Raw genomic sequence first — 14,936 nt, forward strand, 5'->3', positions numbered from 1 at the left:
CTTGTTTTTGCAAAAGTAAGACTATATATCAAACAAAAAAAAGGTTGTCTTTAAAGACAGCCTTTTTAACAAAAAATTTAACCTTAAATATTAATATATTTGAATTTGAACTTTGATTTTAAGCTTTAACAGCTTTATTCATTTTAGGGAATAAAAGATCAATATTACCCTCTTTTCTTTTTAGGTTTAAATAGATTCTAATATCACTGTTAGCACGAGCAATTTCTTCTTTCATCTCAGCTGGACTTACCAATAAAGAATCACTTTCTTTAACAGGAGCAACTTCTACATTAACCTTCTCAGTATTGTTAACTGAAATTGTATTAGTAGTTTCAGAAGTAACAGCTTTTTCAATAGTTTGAGCACTAGCAAAAGAAACTGTTAGTAAGAAAGCTAATAATATGTAGAAATTTGTTTTCATCTGTTTATCGTTGTTTGATGATTCAAAGATATATCCAGGTGAAGGCTATCACACAAAAAATTAGTTGTAAGCCTAGTATTTTCGATTATAAGAGAAGCTACTTATTTTCATCGATAAATAGTTTAAAAGCATATTTAATCGACGAAAAACATCCTTTTAAGCATTTCATCCCAATCTCCTCTAGACAAAAAGACAAAATGCATCATTCTACCCCTAAAAAACAACCTTCAAAAATCGATATTCGTGATTTAATTCGTGGATATTATTATGGCTATTTCATTCCCTTTTTAAATGATACCTATTATATTTGCGAAAAAATTAAATATCAATGACAGAATTACAGGAAATTATAGAGAGAGCTTGGGATAACAGAGACCTGCTAAAAGAAGAAACCACAACCACGGCCATTAGAAAATTAATAGATTTATTGGATAAGGGCGAATTGAGGGTTGCCGAACCTACTAAAGACGGTTGGCAGGTTAACGAATGGATAAAAAAAGGTGTTGTATTATACTTTCCAATCCAAAAAATGGAAACCATTGAAGCCGGCCCTTTAGAATTCCATGATAAAATTCCATTAAAAAGAGGATATGCTGAAAAAGGTATTCGTGTGGTGCCACATGCGGTTGCCAGACACGGTGCATACATTTCACCAGGTACCATTTTAATGCCAAGTTATGTGAATATTGGTGCATATGTAGATGAAGGGACCATGGTTGATACTTGGGCCACAGTTGGAAGCTGTGCACAGGTAGGCAAAAATGTACACCTTTCTGGAGGTGTTGGCATTGGTGGAGTTTTAGAGCCATTGCAAGCTGCTCCTGTAATTATTGAAGACAATTGCTTTATTGGAAGCCGTTGTATCGTAGTTGAAGGTGTTCGAGTTGAGACTGAAGCTGTTTTGGGTGCCGGTGTTGTATTGACTATGAGTACTAAAATAATAGATGTAACTGGTGATAAACCTGTGGAGTATAGAGGTATAGTTCCTGCGCGTTCAGTGGTTATTCCTGGTAGTTACACCAAAAAATTCGGGGCTGGAGATTATCAAGTGCCTTGCGCCTTAATTATTGGTAAACGTAAAGAAAGTACCAATAAAAAAACATCACTTAACGATGCGCTTCGTGAGCATGATGTGGCTGTGTAACGCTATCTTTTAGATTTCAAAAAATTAAATTCCAAGCTCCAAATAATTTACTTTGGAATTTGGAATTTTTTTATTGTAGTTTTAAGAACCTTATGAAGATATTAGTTATACAACAAAAAATGATTGGGGATGTACTTACAAGCAGTATCCTGTTTGAGTCACTTCGCAAAAAATTCCCCAAAGCTCAATTAGATTATCTAATTAATGAGCACACGTTTCCCGTTGTAAAAAACAATCCATTTATTGACAATTTTATCTTTTTCACCAAAGAAGCCGAAGCTAGCAAAAAACAGCTTTTGAAGTTAGCCAAATCGATAAAAAAGCAAAAATATGATGTTGTTATCGATGTATATTCGAAACTTTCTAGCAATATTTTAACTTATTTTTCCAAAGCAAAAATCAGAATTTCATATCATAAATCCTATTCAGCATCCTTTTACACCCATAATATAAAAAGAAAAACAGTTACAGATAATTTAAATGGATTGGCCATAGAGAACAGGTTACAATTACTGAAACCTCTTGGAATTGAAGCTTTAAATTTAAAACCTAAGATTTACCTATCTGACGATGAAATTAAGGAAAGCAAACAATTTTTAATTCATAATGGCTTAAACTTTAAGAAACCTATTTTAATGATTAGTGTTCTAGGAAGTGGTGACAACAAAACGTATCCGCTTCCATATATGGCTAGAGTCATTGACACCATTTATAGCCTAACCAACGGGCAGATTTTATTCAATTATATACCAAAGCAGAAAAATCAAGCAACAGAAATATTCAACCTTTGTAACGAAAAAACCAAACCGGCCATTTTCTTAGATGTTTTCGGTAAAAATTTAAGAGAGTTTATTGCCATTACACATCATTGTAATGCTGTGATTGGAAATGAAGGCGGAGCTATAAACATGGCCAAAGCACTTAACGTGCATACTTTTGCTATTTTCTCACCATGGATAGATAAAGCCACTTGGAATCTATATGAAGATAAAAACAACACTGGCGTACATTTAAAAGATTATAAACCTGAAATTTACACCAAACCCGAAAAGACGTATAAAAAAGAAACTCGAAAACTCTATAATCTTTTTAAACCAGAACTATTTCAAGATAAATTAATTGAATTTTTAAAGAACTTTAATTTTTAGTCACTTTTTCAATTCCAAAAGGTGTAAAAACCGATTTGTTCCTTTTGGTCCTTTTCCTTATTTCATTATTCAGTGTCCGGGCCTCCTCATTTTTATAAGGACGTTTGTGATGTAAATGCAAACAAATGGCACTGTATCTAATTTGAATGAACTTGGCGCCATAGTTCATGAGTCGTTCTCCCAATTCCCTATCCTCACCTCCATATTGCATGCGCTCATCAAAACCATTAACCGCAATAATATCCGACTTCCATCCAGAGACATTCATGCCGTCAAAAGTTGCTTTGGTGGGGGTAAATGTGTTCAAAAACCAAGCTTTCAAACCATAAGCCGTTAATTTTTTGGTCTTGAATGTTTTTTTCAATCCTAGCCCAAGAAGCCAATCTAATTTAAAACATTGCTGGTTTTCAATATCTTCCTTTGAAATAATTTCTGAAATACGCTTTGGAAGTTTAAAATATCCACCTGAGAGAAAGCAATTTTGCATGTTTAACTTTAAATGTGTTTCAACAAAATCATTCCTTGGAATACAATCTCCGTCTGTAAAAATCAAATACTCAGATTTTGCTTGTTGAATTGCTTTGTTTAAAATTCTTGTCTTTCTAAAGCCATCATCCTTTTGCCAAACATGTTCAATTTTTAATGATGAAGTGGCAATAAACTTATCGATAACCATTTTAGTGGTTTCTGCGGAGCCATCATCTGCAATTAAAATTGCAAAATTTGTTTCTGTTTGAACACTATAGCCCCAAAGAACTTTTTCTAACCATTTCGGTTGATTATAGGTGCTTATAATTACAGATGCTTTATATGTATCCATTGTAACAAAAATAGCTATTTTTGCCTAACCCTTAAATGCAATATGATTAAACTATCTGGCGTCATAATTACCTATAATGAAGAACGAAACATTGAAAAATGTTTAAAATCTCTAACCTCTGTAGTTGACGAAATTGTGGTAGTAGATTCATTTTCAACCGATAACACCAAAGCCATTTGTGAAAAATTCAATATTAAGTTTGTGGAACAAGAATTCTTGGGTTACATCGAACAGAAGAACTTTGCCTTAAAACAAGCATCTCACGACTATATTGTTTCCCTTGATGGAGATGAAGCCCTATCTCGAGAACTACAGGAATCCATTATCAAATTAAAAAGCAACTGGACAGTTGATGGTTATTACTGTAATAGGTTCAACAATTTTTGTGGGCAATGGATTAAACATTCGCATTGGTATCCTGACAGAAAGTTAAGGGTTTTTAATAGGCAAAAAGCCAAATGGAAGGGAATTAACCCTCACGACCGCGTGGTCATGAATTCTTTCAATATAAAAACTAACCGCTTAAAAGGAGATATCCTGCATTGGTCATATCAAACGTATTCTGAGTACAATTTAAAAATTGAACATTTCTCTTCAATTTCGGCAAAGTCCTATCATGATTTGGGCAGAAAAGCACCTATTTGGCGAATACTTTTAAACCCAACGTGGGCATTCTTTAGATCCTATTTTTTAAAATTGGGGTTTCTTGATGGTTTAAATGGCTTAATAATTTGTATACAAACGGCCAATATTACATTTTTAAAGTACATAAAACTTCGGGAATTATATCGTAACAAAACCTAGCTTAAAAACAACCCATCAATAGTTTTGGCACAGTTTTCCCATGTGTAGGGCATTACTGTTTCCCTAATATTTGCTTTTAAAGAAAATGCTTTTTCAAACAGCGGGATAACATCTTCGTAGCCAGCATCAACATCAAATAAGAATCCATTTACTCCATGGTTAATCAAATCTGTACAATAACCTGTTTTTGATGCCACGGGCACACAATTAGACATCATAGCCTCCAAAACAGGCACTGGCCCACCTTCCAACAAAGATGGAGAAACAAAAACATCTATTTTACTGTACATCTCTGGATAAGACTCATAAGGAACTTCCTTATGATAGATAAAATTTGGCAGGCTTAGTATATCTTTAAATCCATCATAATTATGCCAATTTTGTCCAATTAAATGAAAGGTTCTATCAGGCATATTTTTTACAATATCATAAATAAGTTTTGGGTTTTTACGGGCATGGTAACTGGAAGCGAATCCGACATCGCCTTTTCCTCTTTCATGACTGTAAAAGAATTTTGACGATGTACCAATATGTAAAACTTTCAACAGTTCTGGTTTTACGCCTATGTTGATCAAATAGGTTTTAATTTCAGAGTTTAAACAAATAATATAATTAGCTTTATTAAGACACCAAACCACATGAGTTCTCGAGTATTTTTTATCCCAATTTGGGTGGGTGAACATAACAATGTTCTTTTTATTTAAAATACTAGGCTTGCTTCTTATACATCTGCAAAAGTAATTTTGATAGATGAAAAAATAACCATCGGCATCGGGTAAATTACGCAACTTATTGTGATAATGTGTTTTTGCGTTTAATGAAGAATATCGGGAAAGACGACGAACCTTTGCTCCAAAAATCCATTTTTTATCCAATTCGCGAGCCACAAAAACTACATCGTTGACTTTTTTGGAAGCTGAAGCCGAGAATTTCGATACCAAAATGGCCCAAAGGTATTTCCATTTATGGACCAACAAAAAATAAACTTGCTCTCCTAAATTGCCTTTCATTCTATAATAATTTTCACTGAATTGGCGACTGACTGGATCGCGATTTATATTTTTTCTTCCAGAAAAAAATACGTTTTTTCAACCGTATTTTTCTATAAAATTGGTCTTGAAAATTAACAGTGCTATTCCACATTAGCTTAAAAATGGCATGTTCGTCCTCACCTGAACATTTGGCGTACTCATTGCTCATAATTTTAATCATTGATTTATGGATAGTCAATTTTGCAAAATTCTTAATTCGGGTTTCAAAATCCATTTTACCAAATTCCATTCGGTTTAAATCTACCAAATAAAAATCATAACCTTTTTTCAACCTTTTAATAAGTGTGTTTCCTGGAGAATGATCCAAAAAATTAATACCATTTTCGTGCAACTTATAAGTAAATCTGGTAAACGCCCTTAAAATAGCCTCGTGGTCTTCAATTTCAAAATCTGTGGTCAATTCTCTGTATGTTAAATCACATACTACCAACTTACTAACATAGTAACTTTTTTTAAATAAAAATGGGGTTGAATTAATTTGATAGGCAACTGGAAACGGTGTTTCAATCTCAGCTTGCAACAGCTTATTGGCATATTCAAAAGACCGTTGTGCCTTAGATTTCCTGAAAAATCTATATACAAATTGATTGATTATGTTAGGTACCTTAAACGACTTTATGGTATGCTTTTCGCCATCAATGGCAACAATTTTAATAATATTGCGCTCGGCAGCGCCCAAAATTTCTTCGTGCAAATCAAAGTTTTTAATCGCTTTTCTTATTGCATCGCCTTTTGGTTTATATTTTGGTGCTATTACTAACTTATTTCCCACGTTTTTGCTTTCATTGGCACAAATATATCCAATAAAAAAGTAAACCAAACGAATAGCTTCAGTTTCATTTGTTTTATCAACTACCAACCTGTATTTTTGGCTGATAACCATCAAGCGGCATGAAAGACATTTCAGCGATAATAATAAACTACAACTCTTCTACCTTCACGGTAAATTGTATTAAATCCATATTGGAAAAGACATCAAACTCCATTTCATTTGAATTGATTATTGTTGATAACGCTTCAGAACTTGAAGATTACATAAAGCTAAAAGGAGCCATTAACCAATTAAACCTACCAAATTTAAAATTTGTTAGAAGCAGATATAACACAGGTTTTGGTGGTGGAAACATGTTTGGTGTTCAGTTTGCCAATGCCAAGTATTATGCTTTTATTAATAACGACACGATTTTACAAAACGATTGTTTAAACATTGTTTTTAATTTTCTTGAAAACAATGCTGAAGCGGCCATTTGTTGTCCGCAACAATACAACGAGCTGAACGAAGTACAAAAATCATTCGACCATTTTTTGAGTTTGAAAAGAGAACTGTTTGGCCGTAAAATACTTGAAAAAACAAACCCAACAAAATACCCAAAACGTCAAAAAGTTTATTCACAGCCTTTGAAAGTGCAAAGTGTGCCCGGATCGTTTTTGGTTGTAAAAACCGAACAATTTCATAAAGTCGGAGGTTTTGATACTAATATTTTTCTTTATTACGAAGAAACCGATTTATGTTACCGTATTGCAAAAAACTCCAAAATGGGTGATTGCTATTTGGTACCCGAAGGAAAGTACACTCATTTTAAAGGGCAAAGCACCGAAAAAAGTTTTGCCATTAAAAAGGAACTGAAAATTTCGCTGTTATATGTTTTAAGGAAAAACTCCGGCTATTTGGCCTACCAAGTTTTAAGATGGTGGCTAACCGTTAAATTCTTTTTCAAAACATTAATTAAACCAAAAAGTTTTCCACTTTTTTTGCTCTTTCTAAAAGGTGCCCCAATTAGTGCGTCTTTAAAACAAAAACAAATTATTGCAAACTAGAGGAATGAATATTTTACATCTATCGGCCGTATCAAACTGGGGAGGTGGCGAAAATCACATAGAAAACCTTTGCACCGAACTAGCTTCTAGTAATCCTGAAATAAACAATATTATATTTTGCGTAAAGAATGGACCATTTCACGAAAGACTAAAACAAACAGAAATCGAGCACATTGCTGCTCCTTTGGGCATAAAGGTGGATTTAAGGTTTTCTTTCAAGTTGGGAAAAGTATGCAAATCCAAAAAGATAGATTTAATACATATTCATGATACCACAGCTATTCAACTTGCTATTATTGCCGATAAAATCTATAATTTACCACCATTTATTTTCAGCAAAAAAACATCGTTCGAAATCAAGCAACGAAAAAAAACATTGTACAAATACAATTACCCAAAAATCAAGAAAATCCTTTGCGTGTCCGAGGAAACTAAACGGGTTTCAGAAAAAGCTGTTGTTGACCACAGCAAACTCATTACCATTTATCATGGTACCAATTTAAAAACCAAAAGCGACAAAACGCCTTTTTTGCTGCGCGATAAATTATCCATCGGAAAAGATAAAATCATTATAGGCAACGTGGCCAACCACATTAGGGCAAAACATTTGGACACTTGGGTTAATGTAGCCAATCGAATTATCAACTACGAAAAGAAAACCAATTTCTTTTTTGTTCAAATTGGCACCTTTACCGAACGCACCCAACCGCTTTTAGACCGTATAAAAGAACTCGATTTATCTGCCCACATGGTATTTTTAGGATATACACCAAACGGTTCAAATTTTATTCCACAGTTTGATATATCTCTAATGACCTCGCAAAGCGAAGGTGTTCCGCAATTTATTTATGAATCGATGTGCCATAAAATACCCGTCGTGAGCACTGATGTGGGAGGTATTCCCGAAATAATTGAACACGAAACTAACGGTCTTCTTGCACCAATGCATGATGATAAAAAACTAGCTGAACTGGTTTTAAAACTTTCGGATAATACAGAAATGAAAAAAAAGTTTGTTAACGATGCCTACAATAAGTTGATAGCCAATTTTACGACAAGTAAAATGGCACAACGCACCGTTGAAGTCTATAAAGAAATACTGCAAAATGTCTAGTCAAAATATTGAAATACAAAAAGCCCTCGAAACATTAAAAAATGGCGGCCTGATACTATACCCTACCGATACGGTTTGGGGCATTGGCTGCGATGCCAACAACCCAGAAGCCATAAAAAAAGTGTATCAATTAAAACAGCGTGAAGACAGTAAAGCCCTAATTTGTTTGGTTGCAGATAATAGAATGCTAAAAAAATATGTAAAGCAAGTTCCTTTGGCAGCCCAAAACATTATTGATATTACAAACAAACCAACCACCATAATATACGACGAAGCCCAAAATCTTGCAGAAAATCTAATAGCAGAAGACGGCTCTATAGCTATGAGAATTCCAAATGATGATTTTTGCTACTGGCTATCAAGAAAATTTAATGGTGCCATTGTTTCAACCTCTGCAAATATTAGTGGGCAACCAACCCCAAAATCGTTCAAAGAAATAGCACCAGAGGTTTTAAAAGGTGTAGACTATGTTGTAAATTTGCATCGCGAAAAAATTTGCGATAAACCGTCGTCAATCATTAAGTTGGGAAACAATGGTGTTGTAAAAATAATTAGAGCGTAAAAATTCGAATTTCGAATTCTAAAACCTCAAACTATTTTGGACTTGGATTTGAATTTTATCTATTTATGAACTACGAGGAAGCTTTAAACCACCCTATTTTTAAGGTAATCTCCAAATCTGCTTCAGAACTCGATTTGGAAAGTTACACCATTGGTGGTTTTGTTCGCGATTATTTTCTAAACCGCGAAAGCGCAAAAGATATTGATATCGTAGCTATTGGTGATGGTATTGAACTAGCCAAGCAAGTGGCCAATAATCTTCCCAATAAGCCAAAAGTACAGGTGTTTAAAACTTATGGGACAGCAATGCTTCGTTACGAAGACATTGAGGTAGAATTTGTCGGAGCCCGCAAAGAATCGTACACAGAAGACAGTAGAAACCCAGCAGTTGAAAATGGCACATTGCAAGACGACCAAAATCGACGAGATTTCACCATAAATGCCTTAGCATTAAATTTAAGTGAAGACAATTTTGGTGATTTGTTAGATCCTTTTAATGGCATAAAGGATTTAGAAAATAAAATCATTAAAACACCGTTAAACCCTGATATTACCTACAGCGACGACCCTTTAAGGATGTTGCGCGCCATTAGATTTGCATCCCAATTAAATTTCAAAATTGAGGAAAAATCTTTAAAAGCTATTGCCAGTAATGCTGATAGAATAAAGATTATAACCAATGAGCGGGTTGTTACCGAATTGAACAAAATCTTGGAAAGCGATAAACCCTCAAAGGGGTTTCTATTGTTGGAAAAAACAGGTCTTTTAAAATATATTCTACCAGAATTGACCGCGCTTAAAGGTATTGATGAAATTGAGGGGCAACGCCATAAAGACAACTTTTATCACACGCTGGAAGTGGTTGATAATATTTCTGAAAACACAAACGATTTGTGGCTTCGCTGGGCAGCTTTATTGCATGATATTGGTAAAGCCCCAACAAAAAAATTCAGCAAAAAAGTGGGATGGACATTTCATGGGCACGAGTTTGAAGGTTCTAAGATGGTTTACCGTTTGTTCAAACGACTAAAAATGCCATTGAATGACAAAATGAAATTTGTACAAAAAATTGTATTGATGAGTTCTAGGCCAATCATACTGGCTCAAGACATCGTGACCGATTCTGCCGTTCGCCGTTTGGTTTTTGATGCTGGCGATTATGTTGATGATTTAATGACACTTTGCGAGGCAGACATCACAACAAAAAACTCTAAAAAGTATAAAAAATACCATAACAATTTTAAAATTGTTCGTGAAAAAATTATTGAAGTTGAAGAACGCGACCATATTAGAAATTTTCAACCACCAATTACTGGGGAAGAAATCATGGAAACTTTTAACCTTCAACCCTCAAAAGAAATTGGCATCATCAAAGAAGCAATTAAAGAAGCCATCCTTGAAGGCGAAATACCCAATGAATATGAAGCAGCGCATAAGTTAATGTTGGAAAAAGGGGAACAATTGGGACTAAAAGCAATTAACTAAAATTTGCATTCCTGTCTATATTAGGAATGAATGAACATGAAAAAAGACAACAAAAAAGTAATTTATTGGTTACTTACAGGGTGCCTACTCATTTTTATAATGGTTGTTGTTGGTGGTATAACCAGATTGACGCATTCTGGTTTATCTATTTCTAATTATAAGCTTATTTCGGGTACAATTCCGCCAATGAACGAAACCGAATGGCAGGAAGCTTTTGATTTATACAAACGATACCCCGAATACCAGAAACTCAACAATCATTTTAATTTAGAGGATTTTAAAGACATTTATTTTTGGGAATGGCTACACCGCCTTATCGGTAGGCTAATCGGCATCGTGTTTTTTATTCCATTTTTATACTTTCTATTTACCAAGCAGCTTACCAAACCAACCATTCAAAAAGCCATTTTTCTACTTTGCATGGGAGCTTTTCAAGGATTTTTAGGTTGGTATATGGTAAAAAGTGGTTTGGTAGATAATCCTGATGTTAGCCACTACAGATTAGCAGCACACTTAACCACAGCATTCATAACCTTTGCATACACCTTTTGGGTAGCGTTGGACTTAATGTTTCCCGATAAAAAACAAATCAATAAAAACTTTAGAAATCTAGTGCGTTGGGGGCTTACCATTTTATTAGTTCAAATAATTTATGGGGCATTTGTGGCAGGTTTAGATGCTGGATTTATTCACAACCATTGGCCTATGATGAGTGAGGGTAAGTTTATGCATGAAACCGTGTATATTGAACAAAATCCATTATACAAAAACTTTATTGAGGGAAAAAGTGGCGTGCAATTCGTCCACAGAATTTTAGCCTTTGTTGTAGTCGGTTTTATTTTGGTAATTTATTTTAAATCAAAAAAAATAACACTTACTGTATTTCAAAAAAAGAGTATACAAGTTCTACTTATAATAGTTGGCATTCAATTCCTGCTCGGTGTTTTTACTATTTTACTGCAAGTACCTGTTTGGCTGGGTGTTGCTCATCAAGTTGGTGCTTTTTTTCTGCTTAGTGCAATGACTTTTACTTTGCATCGTTTTACGAAATAACATAAAATAAACTACCTTTGTAGCACAATTTTTTCACCAATGATTTACAGATTTAGAGTTATTTTAGATAATGATACGGATGAGGATATCTTCCGCGACTTAGAAATTCGTGAGACTGATACCTTGGAAGATTTGCACAACATCATTACTCAATCTTTTGGTTTTGATGGCACAGAAATGGCTTCATTTTATATTAGCAATGACCACTGGGAACAAGGTGAAGAAATTTCATTGTTCGATTTAAGTGATGAAGATTCTACGCGACTAATGAACGAAACGTCGTTAGATAGTGTGATTCATGAAGCACAAACAAAGCTTATTTATGTTTACGACTTTTTTAGCATGTGGACGTTTTTTGTTGAATTAGCAGAAATTGTTGAAGAAACTGAAGGAAACTACTACCCCAACCTCATGTTTGTGCAAGGGCAAGTACCGGATTCCGCACCACAAAAACTTTTTGAGGCCGATGAAGATGATGACTTTGATGAGTTTGAAGACGGATTGGACATTGATGATTATGACAGCTTGGATTTTGAGGAAAACTGGAATTAACGTTACTTTTACTTCAATCTATCCAAACTCACATTTTCATAATTGCGCATTAAAAACTCTAAGGAACGTTTTAATATTTCCCCCATATTTTTACATTTTTTGAATTTCACTTCTTGAGTATATTCAAATATGGTCATTTTTAATTGCTTTATGTTTTCTGGTTTAGAAATAACACCATCCTGCATACTATCTAGCAACAGGTCTATTCGATCATGAAAACTCTTTAACCGTTTTACCAAAATGGAGCGCTCTTCCGTTTTGTACTGGTTTATTGATAACTTCTGCATACTTTCAGAAACCAATTCTACCATTTTTAAGTTTTCCTTAAAAAATTGGGGACGGTAAATATTGAATTTCCCTTCGTACGACTGTTGGTCGAAATCTATGGCTCTTATTTTGTAAACCACATGGTCAAAATCATGGGTTGGAACAATAACGTAATTATACGAACGCATATCCCCTAAAAGCCTAATCATACAGCGTTCATTAAACTTCACAAACTCCTTGGCTATTTGCGACTTTTCAGATTTGTCACATTTAGGCAAAAAGTTCTTGATAAATTCATCACCCGGAATACCTGCAATGTGTTCCTCAATCAAGGTGTCTTTATAGACCAAAAAATTCAGGTTATAGGGTGAGAGCATATGTTCCAGCTCCAATCCGTAAACACGTGATGCATCCGCGGTCTTTACATAAAAATAAGTGTAGTTATCGTTCAATATATTTCTGACCTTAATCCTGAAGGGTTTAGAATTTCCAAAAGTGCAGTAATCTATAGCATCAATATTTAAAAATGGCAGAATGCTGTCATTACCATCAGAATGCAAAATCGCATAGACCTTTTTTAAAGACAATTCTATCTCTTCGCGTTCAAAATCATTGTAATACACTCTAATCCAAAGGGTATCATTATCATCCTTGTCATAAACAACAATTGAACCCTGAAACCGCAACAAATCATCATAAAAAATAGGAATCTTAACGGTTCTATTATATTCCGAAAGATAATCGTGCAGTTTTGGCGTTACAGGGAACGAAGGCTTCTTCTTTGAAATTTTTAAATCTTGCATATTTTTAAACTTATTCAAATTTAACTCTTTTATTGATAAGCCTGTAACAAAAATATAAGTGCATCGTCATACTTTTGTAACCAACCAGTGCCACTTTCTTCAGTTGCATTAAAATGATACAATTTGGAACCAATACTAACAATCAACAACCTTACTAAAAAATTTGGCTATTTAACTGCCGTTAAAGATTTATCCTTCACCATTAACAAAGGCAATGTTTATGGTATTTTAGGTCCAAATGGCAGCGGAAAATCCACAACTTTGGGTATTGTTTTGAATGTGATTAACAAAACCAGCGGTAGTTTTCATTGGTTTGACGGAAACACATCAACCCATGATGCCTTAAAAAAAGTTGGAGCTATAATAGAACGTCCCAATTTTTATCCATACATGACCGCAGTACAAAACTTAAAATTGGTCTGTAAAATTAAAGGTGTTGACTATGCTAAAATTGACGAAAAGCTTGAGATTGTTAATCTTTTAGAGCGAAAAAACAGTAAGTTTAGCACCTATTCCTTGGGAATGAAGCAACGCTTGGCCATTGCCTCTGCCCTTTTAAACGACCCGGAAATTTTAATACTTGATGAACCCACAAATGGACTAGATCCACAAGGTATTCATCAAATTCGTGAGATTATAAAGCAAATTGCCGCTCAGGGAACCACGATTTTATTGGCATCACATTTACTGGACGAGGTTGAAAAAGTTTGCACTCATGTTGTTGTACTGCGAAAGGGTGAAAAACTATATTCGGGAAGAGTGGATGAAATGATTTCAAGTCATGGCTTTTTTGAACTTAAGGCCAACAAACAACAAGAGTTAATAAAACTTTTAGAAAGTAATAAGGTTTTTGGCAAAATAAAAGTTCATGACAATCTTGTAACGGCATTTTTAAATGAGCCCATGAGCTCCGAGGACTTCAACAAATACCTTTTCGAGCAAGGCATCGTGCTCACGCATTTAGTACAGCGAAAAGAAAGCTTGGAAGAACAGTTTTTACAGTTAACCGATAATAAATAAAACCACCAATACACATCGAAATGTTTCGACTTTTAAATTTAGAACTACAAAAGCTTTTGCTGAACAGGGTAAGTAAGGTACTCATTTTCATATCGTTCATTTTACCGTTTTTTATCATTCTGCTCTCTTCACTAAAAATTAATGTATTTGGCTTTTTTACCCTAGAATTAGGTGAATTGGGTGTATTTAACTTTCCAATTATTTGGCATTTAACAACCTTCTTTGCAGCGCAGTTCAAATTCTTTTTTGCCATTGTTGTGGTGAGCATGATTGGTAATGAATACAGTAACAAAACCTTAAAACAAAACCTGATTGATGGTTTAAGCAAAAAAGAATTTATTCTTTCTAAATTTTACACCATTGTATTCTTTTCTTTGGTTTCAACAATTTTGATTGGCTTAATTTCACTTTGCATTGGCTTATACTACTCAAGCTATAACGAACCTTCAATCATTTTAATGGAAACAAGCTTTTTATTGGGTTACTTTGCAAAACTTGTTGGTTTCTTCAGCTTGTGTCTCTTTTTTGGCATGTTAGTTAAACGTTCGGCATTTGCATTGGCATTTTTGTTTATCCTATTTATTCTGGAATGGATAATCTTTGGATTAATAACTTGGAAGTTTGATTTAAAGTTGGCGGAAAAAATTCAAAACTTTTTCCCCTTAAAGTCCATGCATAAATTGATAGATCAGCCATTTCAACGTATTGCAATGTCAAAATTCCCAGATAATTCAGAATTAGCGTATGACTATGCATTGCATTGGTATGAAATCGCCATCGTTTTGGGTTGGACAGCCCTATTTATCTTTTTATCGTATACATTATTAAAAAAGCGGGATTTATAATATCTTTGATAGCATTGCTATGAAAGAAG

At 34.1% G+C, this 14,936-nt stretch carries 16 protein-coding genes; 11 read left to right on the forward strand and 5 right to left on the reverse strand.

Annotated features, from left to right (window positions below; all coding sequences use genetic code 11):
• Positions 1 to 118: 118 nt before the first annotated feature.
• Entirely contained in the window at positions 119 to 421 is a 303-nt protein-coding gene (locus ACB104_RS09210) for a hypothetical protein (RefSeq protein WP_370478128.1), read from the reverse strand.
• Between the two features lie 328 nt (positions 422 to 749).
• Between ACB104_RS09210 and ACB104_RS09215 the strand changes: the two genes are divergently transcribed.
• Entirely contained in the window at positions 750 to 1,565 is an 816-nt protein-coding gene (locus tag ACB104_RS09215) for a 2,3,4,5-tetrahydropyridine-2,6-dicarboxylate N-succinyltransferase (protein WP_370478129.1), read from the forward strand.
• A 92-nt stretch (positions 1,566 to 1,657) separates the two neighbouring features.
• Positions 1,658 to 2,713, forward strand: a complete 1,056-nt coding sequence (locus ACB104_RS09220; protein ID WP_370478131.1) for a glycosyltransferase family 9 protein — start codon at positions 1,658 to 1,660, stop codon at positions 2,711 to 2,713.
• Here ACB104_RS09220 and ACB104_RS09225 read toward each other — a convergent pair.
• On the reverse strand, positions 2,703 to 3,533 hold the full coding sequence (locus ACB104_RS09225) for a glycosyltransferase family 2 protein (RefSeq protein ID WP_370478133.1): 831 nt from the start codon (positions 3,531 to 3,533) through the stop codon (positions 2,703 to 2,705). The two genes, ACB104_RS09220 and ACB104_RS09225, sit on opposite strands and share 11 nt — an antisense overlap.
• A gap of 42 nt (positions 3,534 to 3,575) precedes the next feature.
• Between ACB104_RS09225 and ACB104_RS09230 the strand changes: the two genes are divergently transcribed.
• Positions 3,576 to 4,337 carry a glycosyltransferase family 2 protein gene (locus tag ACB104_RS09230; RefSeq protein ID WP_370478134.1) on the forward strand — a complete coding sequence of 254 codons (762 nt, stop codon included), beginning with the start codon at positions 3,576 to 3,578 and terminating at the stop codon, positions 4,335 to 4,337.
• On the opposite strand, the gene ACB104_RS09235 is transcribed toward ACB104_RS09230, so the two are convergent.
• Together ACB104_RS09235 and ACB104_RS09240 are read right to left on the reverse strand one after the other, a co-directional pair.
• Positions 4,334 to 5,347 (reverse strand): glycosyltransferase family 4 protein, encoded by a 1,014-nt coding sequence (locus ACB104_RS09235; RefSeq protein ID WP_370478136.1) that lies wholly within the window; start codon positions 5,345 to 5,347, stop codon positions 4,334 to 4,336. The two genes, ACB104_RS09230 and ACB104_RS09235, sit on opposite strands and share 4 nt — an antisense overlap.
• Before the next feature lie 13 nt (positions 5,348 to 5,360).
• A complete protein-coding gene (locus ACB104_RS09240) occupies positions 5,361 to 6,272 on the reverse strand; it encodes a Kdo domain containing protein (RefSeq protein ID WP_370479078.1) in 912 nt (303 codons plus the stop codon).
• An 8-nt stretch (positions 6,273 to 6,280) separates the two neighbouring features.
• Here ACB104_RS09240 and ACB104_RS09245 point away from each other — a divergent pair, with 8 nt between their 5' ends.
• From ACB104_RS09245 to ACB104_RS09270, 6 genes are all read left to right on the forward strand, one after another.
• Positions 6,281 to 7,207, forward strand: a complete 927-nt coding sequence (locus ACB104_RS09245) for a glycosyltransferase family 2 protein (protein WP_370478137.1) — start codon at positions 6,281 to 6,283, stop codon at positions 7,205 to 7,207.
• Positions 7,197 to 8,321: a glycosyltransferase family 4 protein gene (locus ACB104_RS09250; protein WP_370478139.1), complete on the forward strand. Its 1,125-nt coding sequence runs from the start codon at positions 7,197 to 7,199 to the stop codon at positions 8,319 to 8,321. Before ACB104_RS09245 ends, ACB104_RS09250 begins: the two co-directional genes overlap by 11 nt.
• The gene (locus tag ACB104_RS09255; protein WP_370478140.1) at positions 8,314 to 8,883 is read left to right on the forward strand and encodes an L-threonylcarbamoyladenylate synthase; all 570 of its coding nucleotides are present in this window, start codon (positions 8,314 to 8,316) and stop codon (positions 8,881 to 8,883) included. Before ACB104_RS09250 ends, ACB104_RS09255 begins: the two co-directional genes overlap by 8 nt.
• Positions 8,884 to 8,948: 65 nt before the next feature.
• Positions 8,949 to 10,367, forward strand: coding sequence for a CCA tRNA nucleotidyltransferase (locus ACB104_RS09260; RefSeq protein WP_370478142.1), 1,419 nt, complete (start codon positions 8,949 to 8,951; stop codon positions 10,365 to 10,367).
• 36 nt (positions 10,368 to 10,403) lie between these two features.
• Positions 10,404 to 11,420 carry a COX15/CtaA family protein gene (locus tag ACB104_RS09265; protein ID WP_370479080.1) on the forward strand — a complete coding sequence of 339 codons (1,017 nt, stop codon included), beginning with the start codon at positions 10,404 to 10,406 and terminating at the stop codon, positions 11,418 to 11,420.
• Positions 11,421 to 11,459: 39 nt separating this feature from the next.
• Complete coding sequence (locus tag ACB104_RS09270) at positions 11,460 to 11,972, forward strand: IS1096 element passenger TnpR family protein (protein WP_370478144.1); 513 nt, start codon at positions 11,460 to 11,462, stop codon at positions 11,970 to 11,972.
• A gap of 8 nt (positions 11,973 to 11,980) precedes the next feature.
• Here ACB104_RS09270 and ACB104_RS09275 read toward each other — a convergent pair whose 3' ends face one another.
• The gene (locus ACB104_RS09275; protein WP_370478145.1) at positions 11,981 to 13,042 is read right to left on the reverse strand and encodes a hypothetical protein; all 1,062 of its coding nucleotides are present in this window, start codon (positions 13,040 to 13,042) and stop codon (positions 11,981 to 11,983) included.
• Between the two features lie 123 nt (positions 13,043 to 13,165).
• Here ACB104_RS09275 and ACB104_RS09280 point away from each other — a divergent pair, with 123 nt between their 5' ends.
• Both ACB104_RS09280 and ACB104_RS09285 read left to right on the forward strand, forming a co-directional pair.
• Positions 13,166 to 14,062 carry an ABC transporter ATP-binding protein gene (locus ACB104_RS09280; RefSeq protein WP_370478147.1) on the forward strand — a complete coding sequence of 299 codons (897 nt, stop codon included), beginning with the start codon at positions 13,166 to 13,168 and terminating at the stop codon, positions 14,060 to 14,062.
• A gap of 20 nt (positions 14,063 to 14,082) precedes the next feature.
• Positions 14,083 to 14,907: an ABC transporter permease gene (locus tag ACB104_RS09285; protein WP_370478148.1), complete on the forward strand. Its 825-nt coding sequence runs from the start codon at positions 14,083 to 14,085 to the stop codon at positions 14,905 to 14,907.
• Positions 14,908 to 14,936 lie beyond the last annotated feature (29 nt).

It is taken from the genome of Tamlana flava, assembly GCF_041287255.1.
In the GTDB taxonomy this organism is placed as follows: domain Bacteria; phylum Bacteroidota; class Bacteroidia; order Flavobacteriales; family Flavobacteriaceae; genus Tamlana; species Tamlana flava.

Excerpts from the sequence above, each read along its gene's own strand:
- ACB104_RS09210 (WP_370478128.1), bottom strand. The coding sequence starts at position 421 with ATGAAAACAAATTTCTACATATTATTAGCTTTCTTACTAACAGTTTCT.
- ACB104_RS09215 (WP_370478129.1), top strand. The coding sequence starts at position 750 with ATGACAGAATTACAGGAAATTATAGAGAGAGCTTGGGATAACAGAGAC.
- ACB104_RS09220 (WP_370478131.1), top strand. The coding sequence starts at position 1,658 with ATGAAGATATTAGTTATACAACAAAAAATGATTGGGGATGTACTTACA.
- ACB104_RS09225 (WP_370478133.1), bottom strand. The coding sequence starts at position 3,533 with ATGGATACATATAAAGCATCTGTAATTATAAGCACCTATAATCAACCG.
- ACB104_RS09230 (WP_370478134.1), top strand. The coding sequence starts at position 3,576 with ATGATTAAACTATCTGGCGTCATAATTACCTATAATGAAGAACGAAAC.
- ACB104_RS09235 (WP_370478136.1), bottom strand. The coding sequence starts at position 5,347 with ATGAAAGGCAATTTAGGAGAGCAAGTTTATTTTTTGTTGGTCCATAAA.
- ACB104_RS09240 (WP_370479078.1), bottom strand. The coding sequence starts at position 6,272 with ATGGTTATCAGCCAAAAATACAGGTTGGTAGTTGATAAAACAAATGAA.
- ACB104_RS09245 (WP_370478137.1), top strand. The coding sequence starts at position 6,281 with ATGAAAGACATTTCAGCGATAATAATAAACTACAACTCTTCTACCTTC.
- ACB104_RS09255 (WP_370478140.1), top strand. The coding sequence starts at position 8,314 with ATGTCTAGTCAAAATATTGAAATACAAAAAGCCCTCGAAACATTAAAA.
- ACB104_RS09260 (WP_370478142.1), top strand. The coding sequence starts at position 8,949 with ATGAACTACGAGGAAGCTTTAAACCACCCTATTTTTAAGGTAATCTCC.
- ACB104_RS09265 (WP_370479080.1), top strand. The coding sequence starts at position 10,404 with ATGAAAAAAGACAACAAAAAAGTAATTTATTGGTTACTTACAGGGTGC.
- ACB104_RS09270 (WP_370478144.1), top strand. The coding sequence starts at position 11,460 with ATGATTTACAGATTTAGAGTTATTTTAGATAATGATACGGATGAGGAT.
- ACB104_RS09275 (WP_370478145.1), bottom strand. The coding sequence starts at position 13,042 with ATGCAAGATTTAAAAATTTCAAAGAAGAAGCCTTCGTTCCCTGTAACG.
- ACB104_RS09285 (WP_370478148.1), top strand. The coding sequence starts at position 14,083 with ATGTTTCGACTTTTAAATTTAGAACTACAAAAGCTTTTGCTGAACAGG.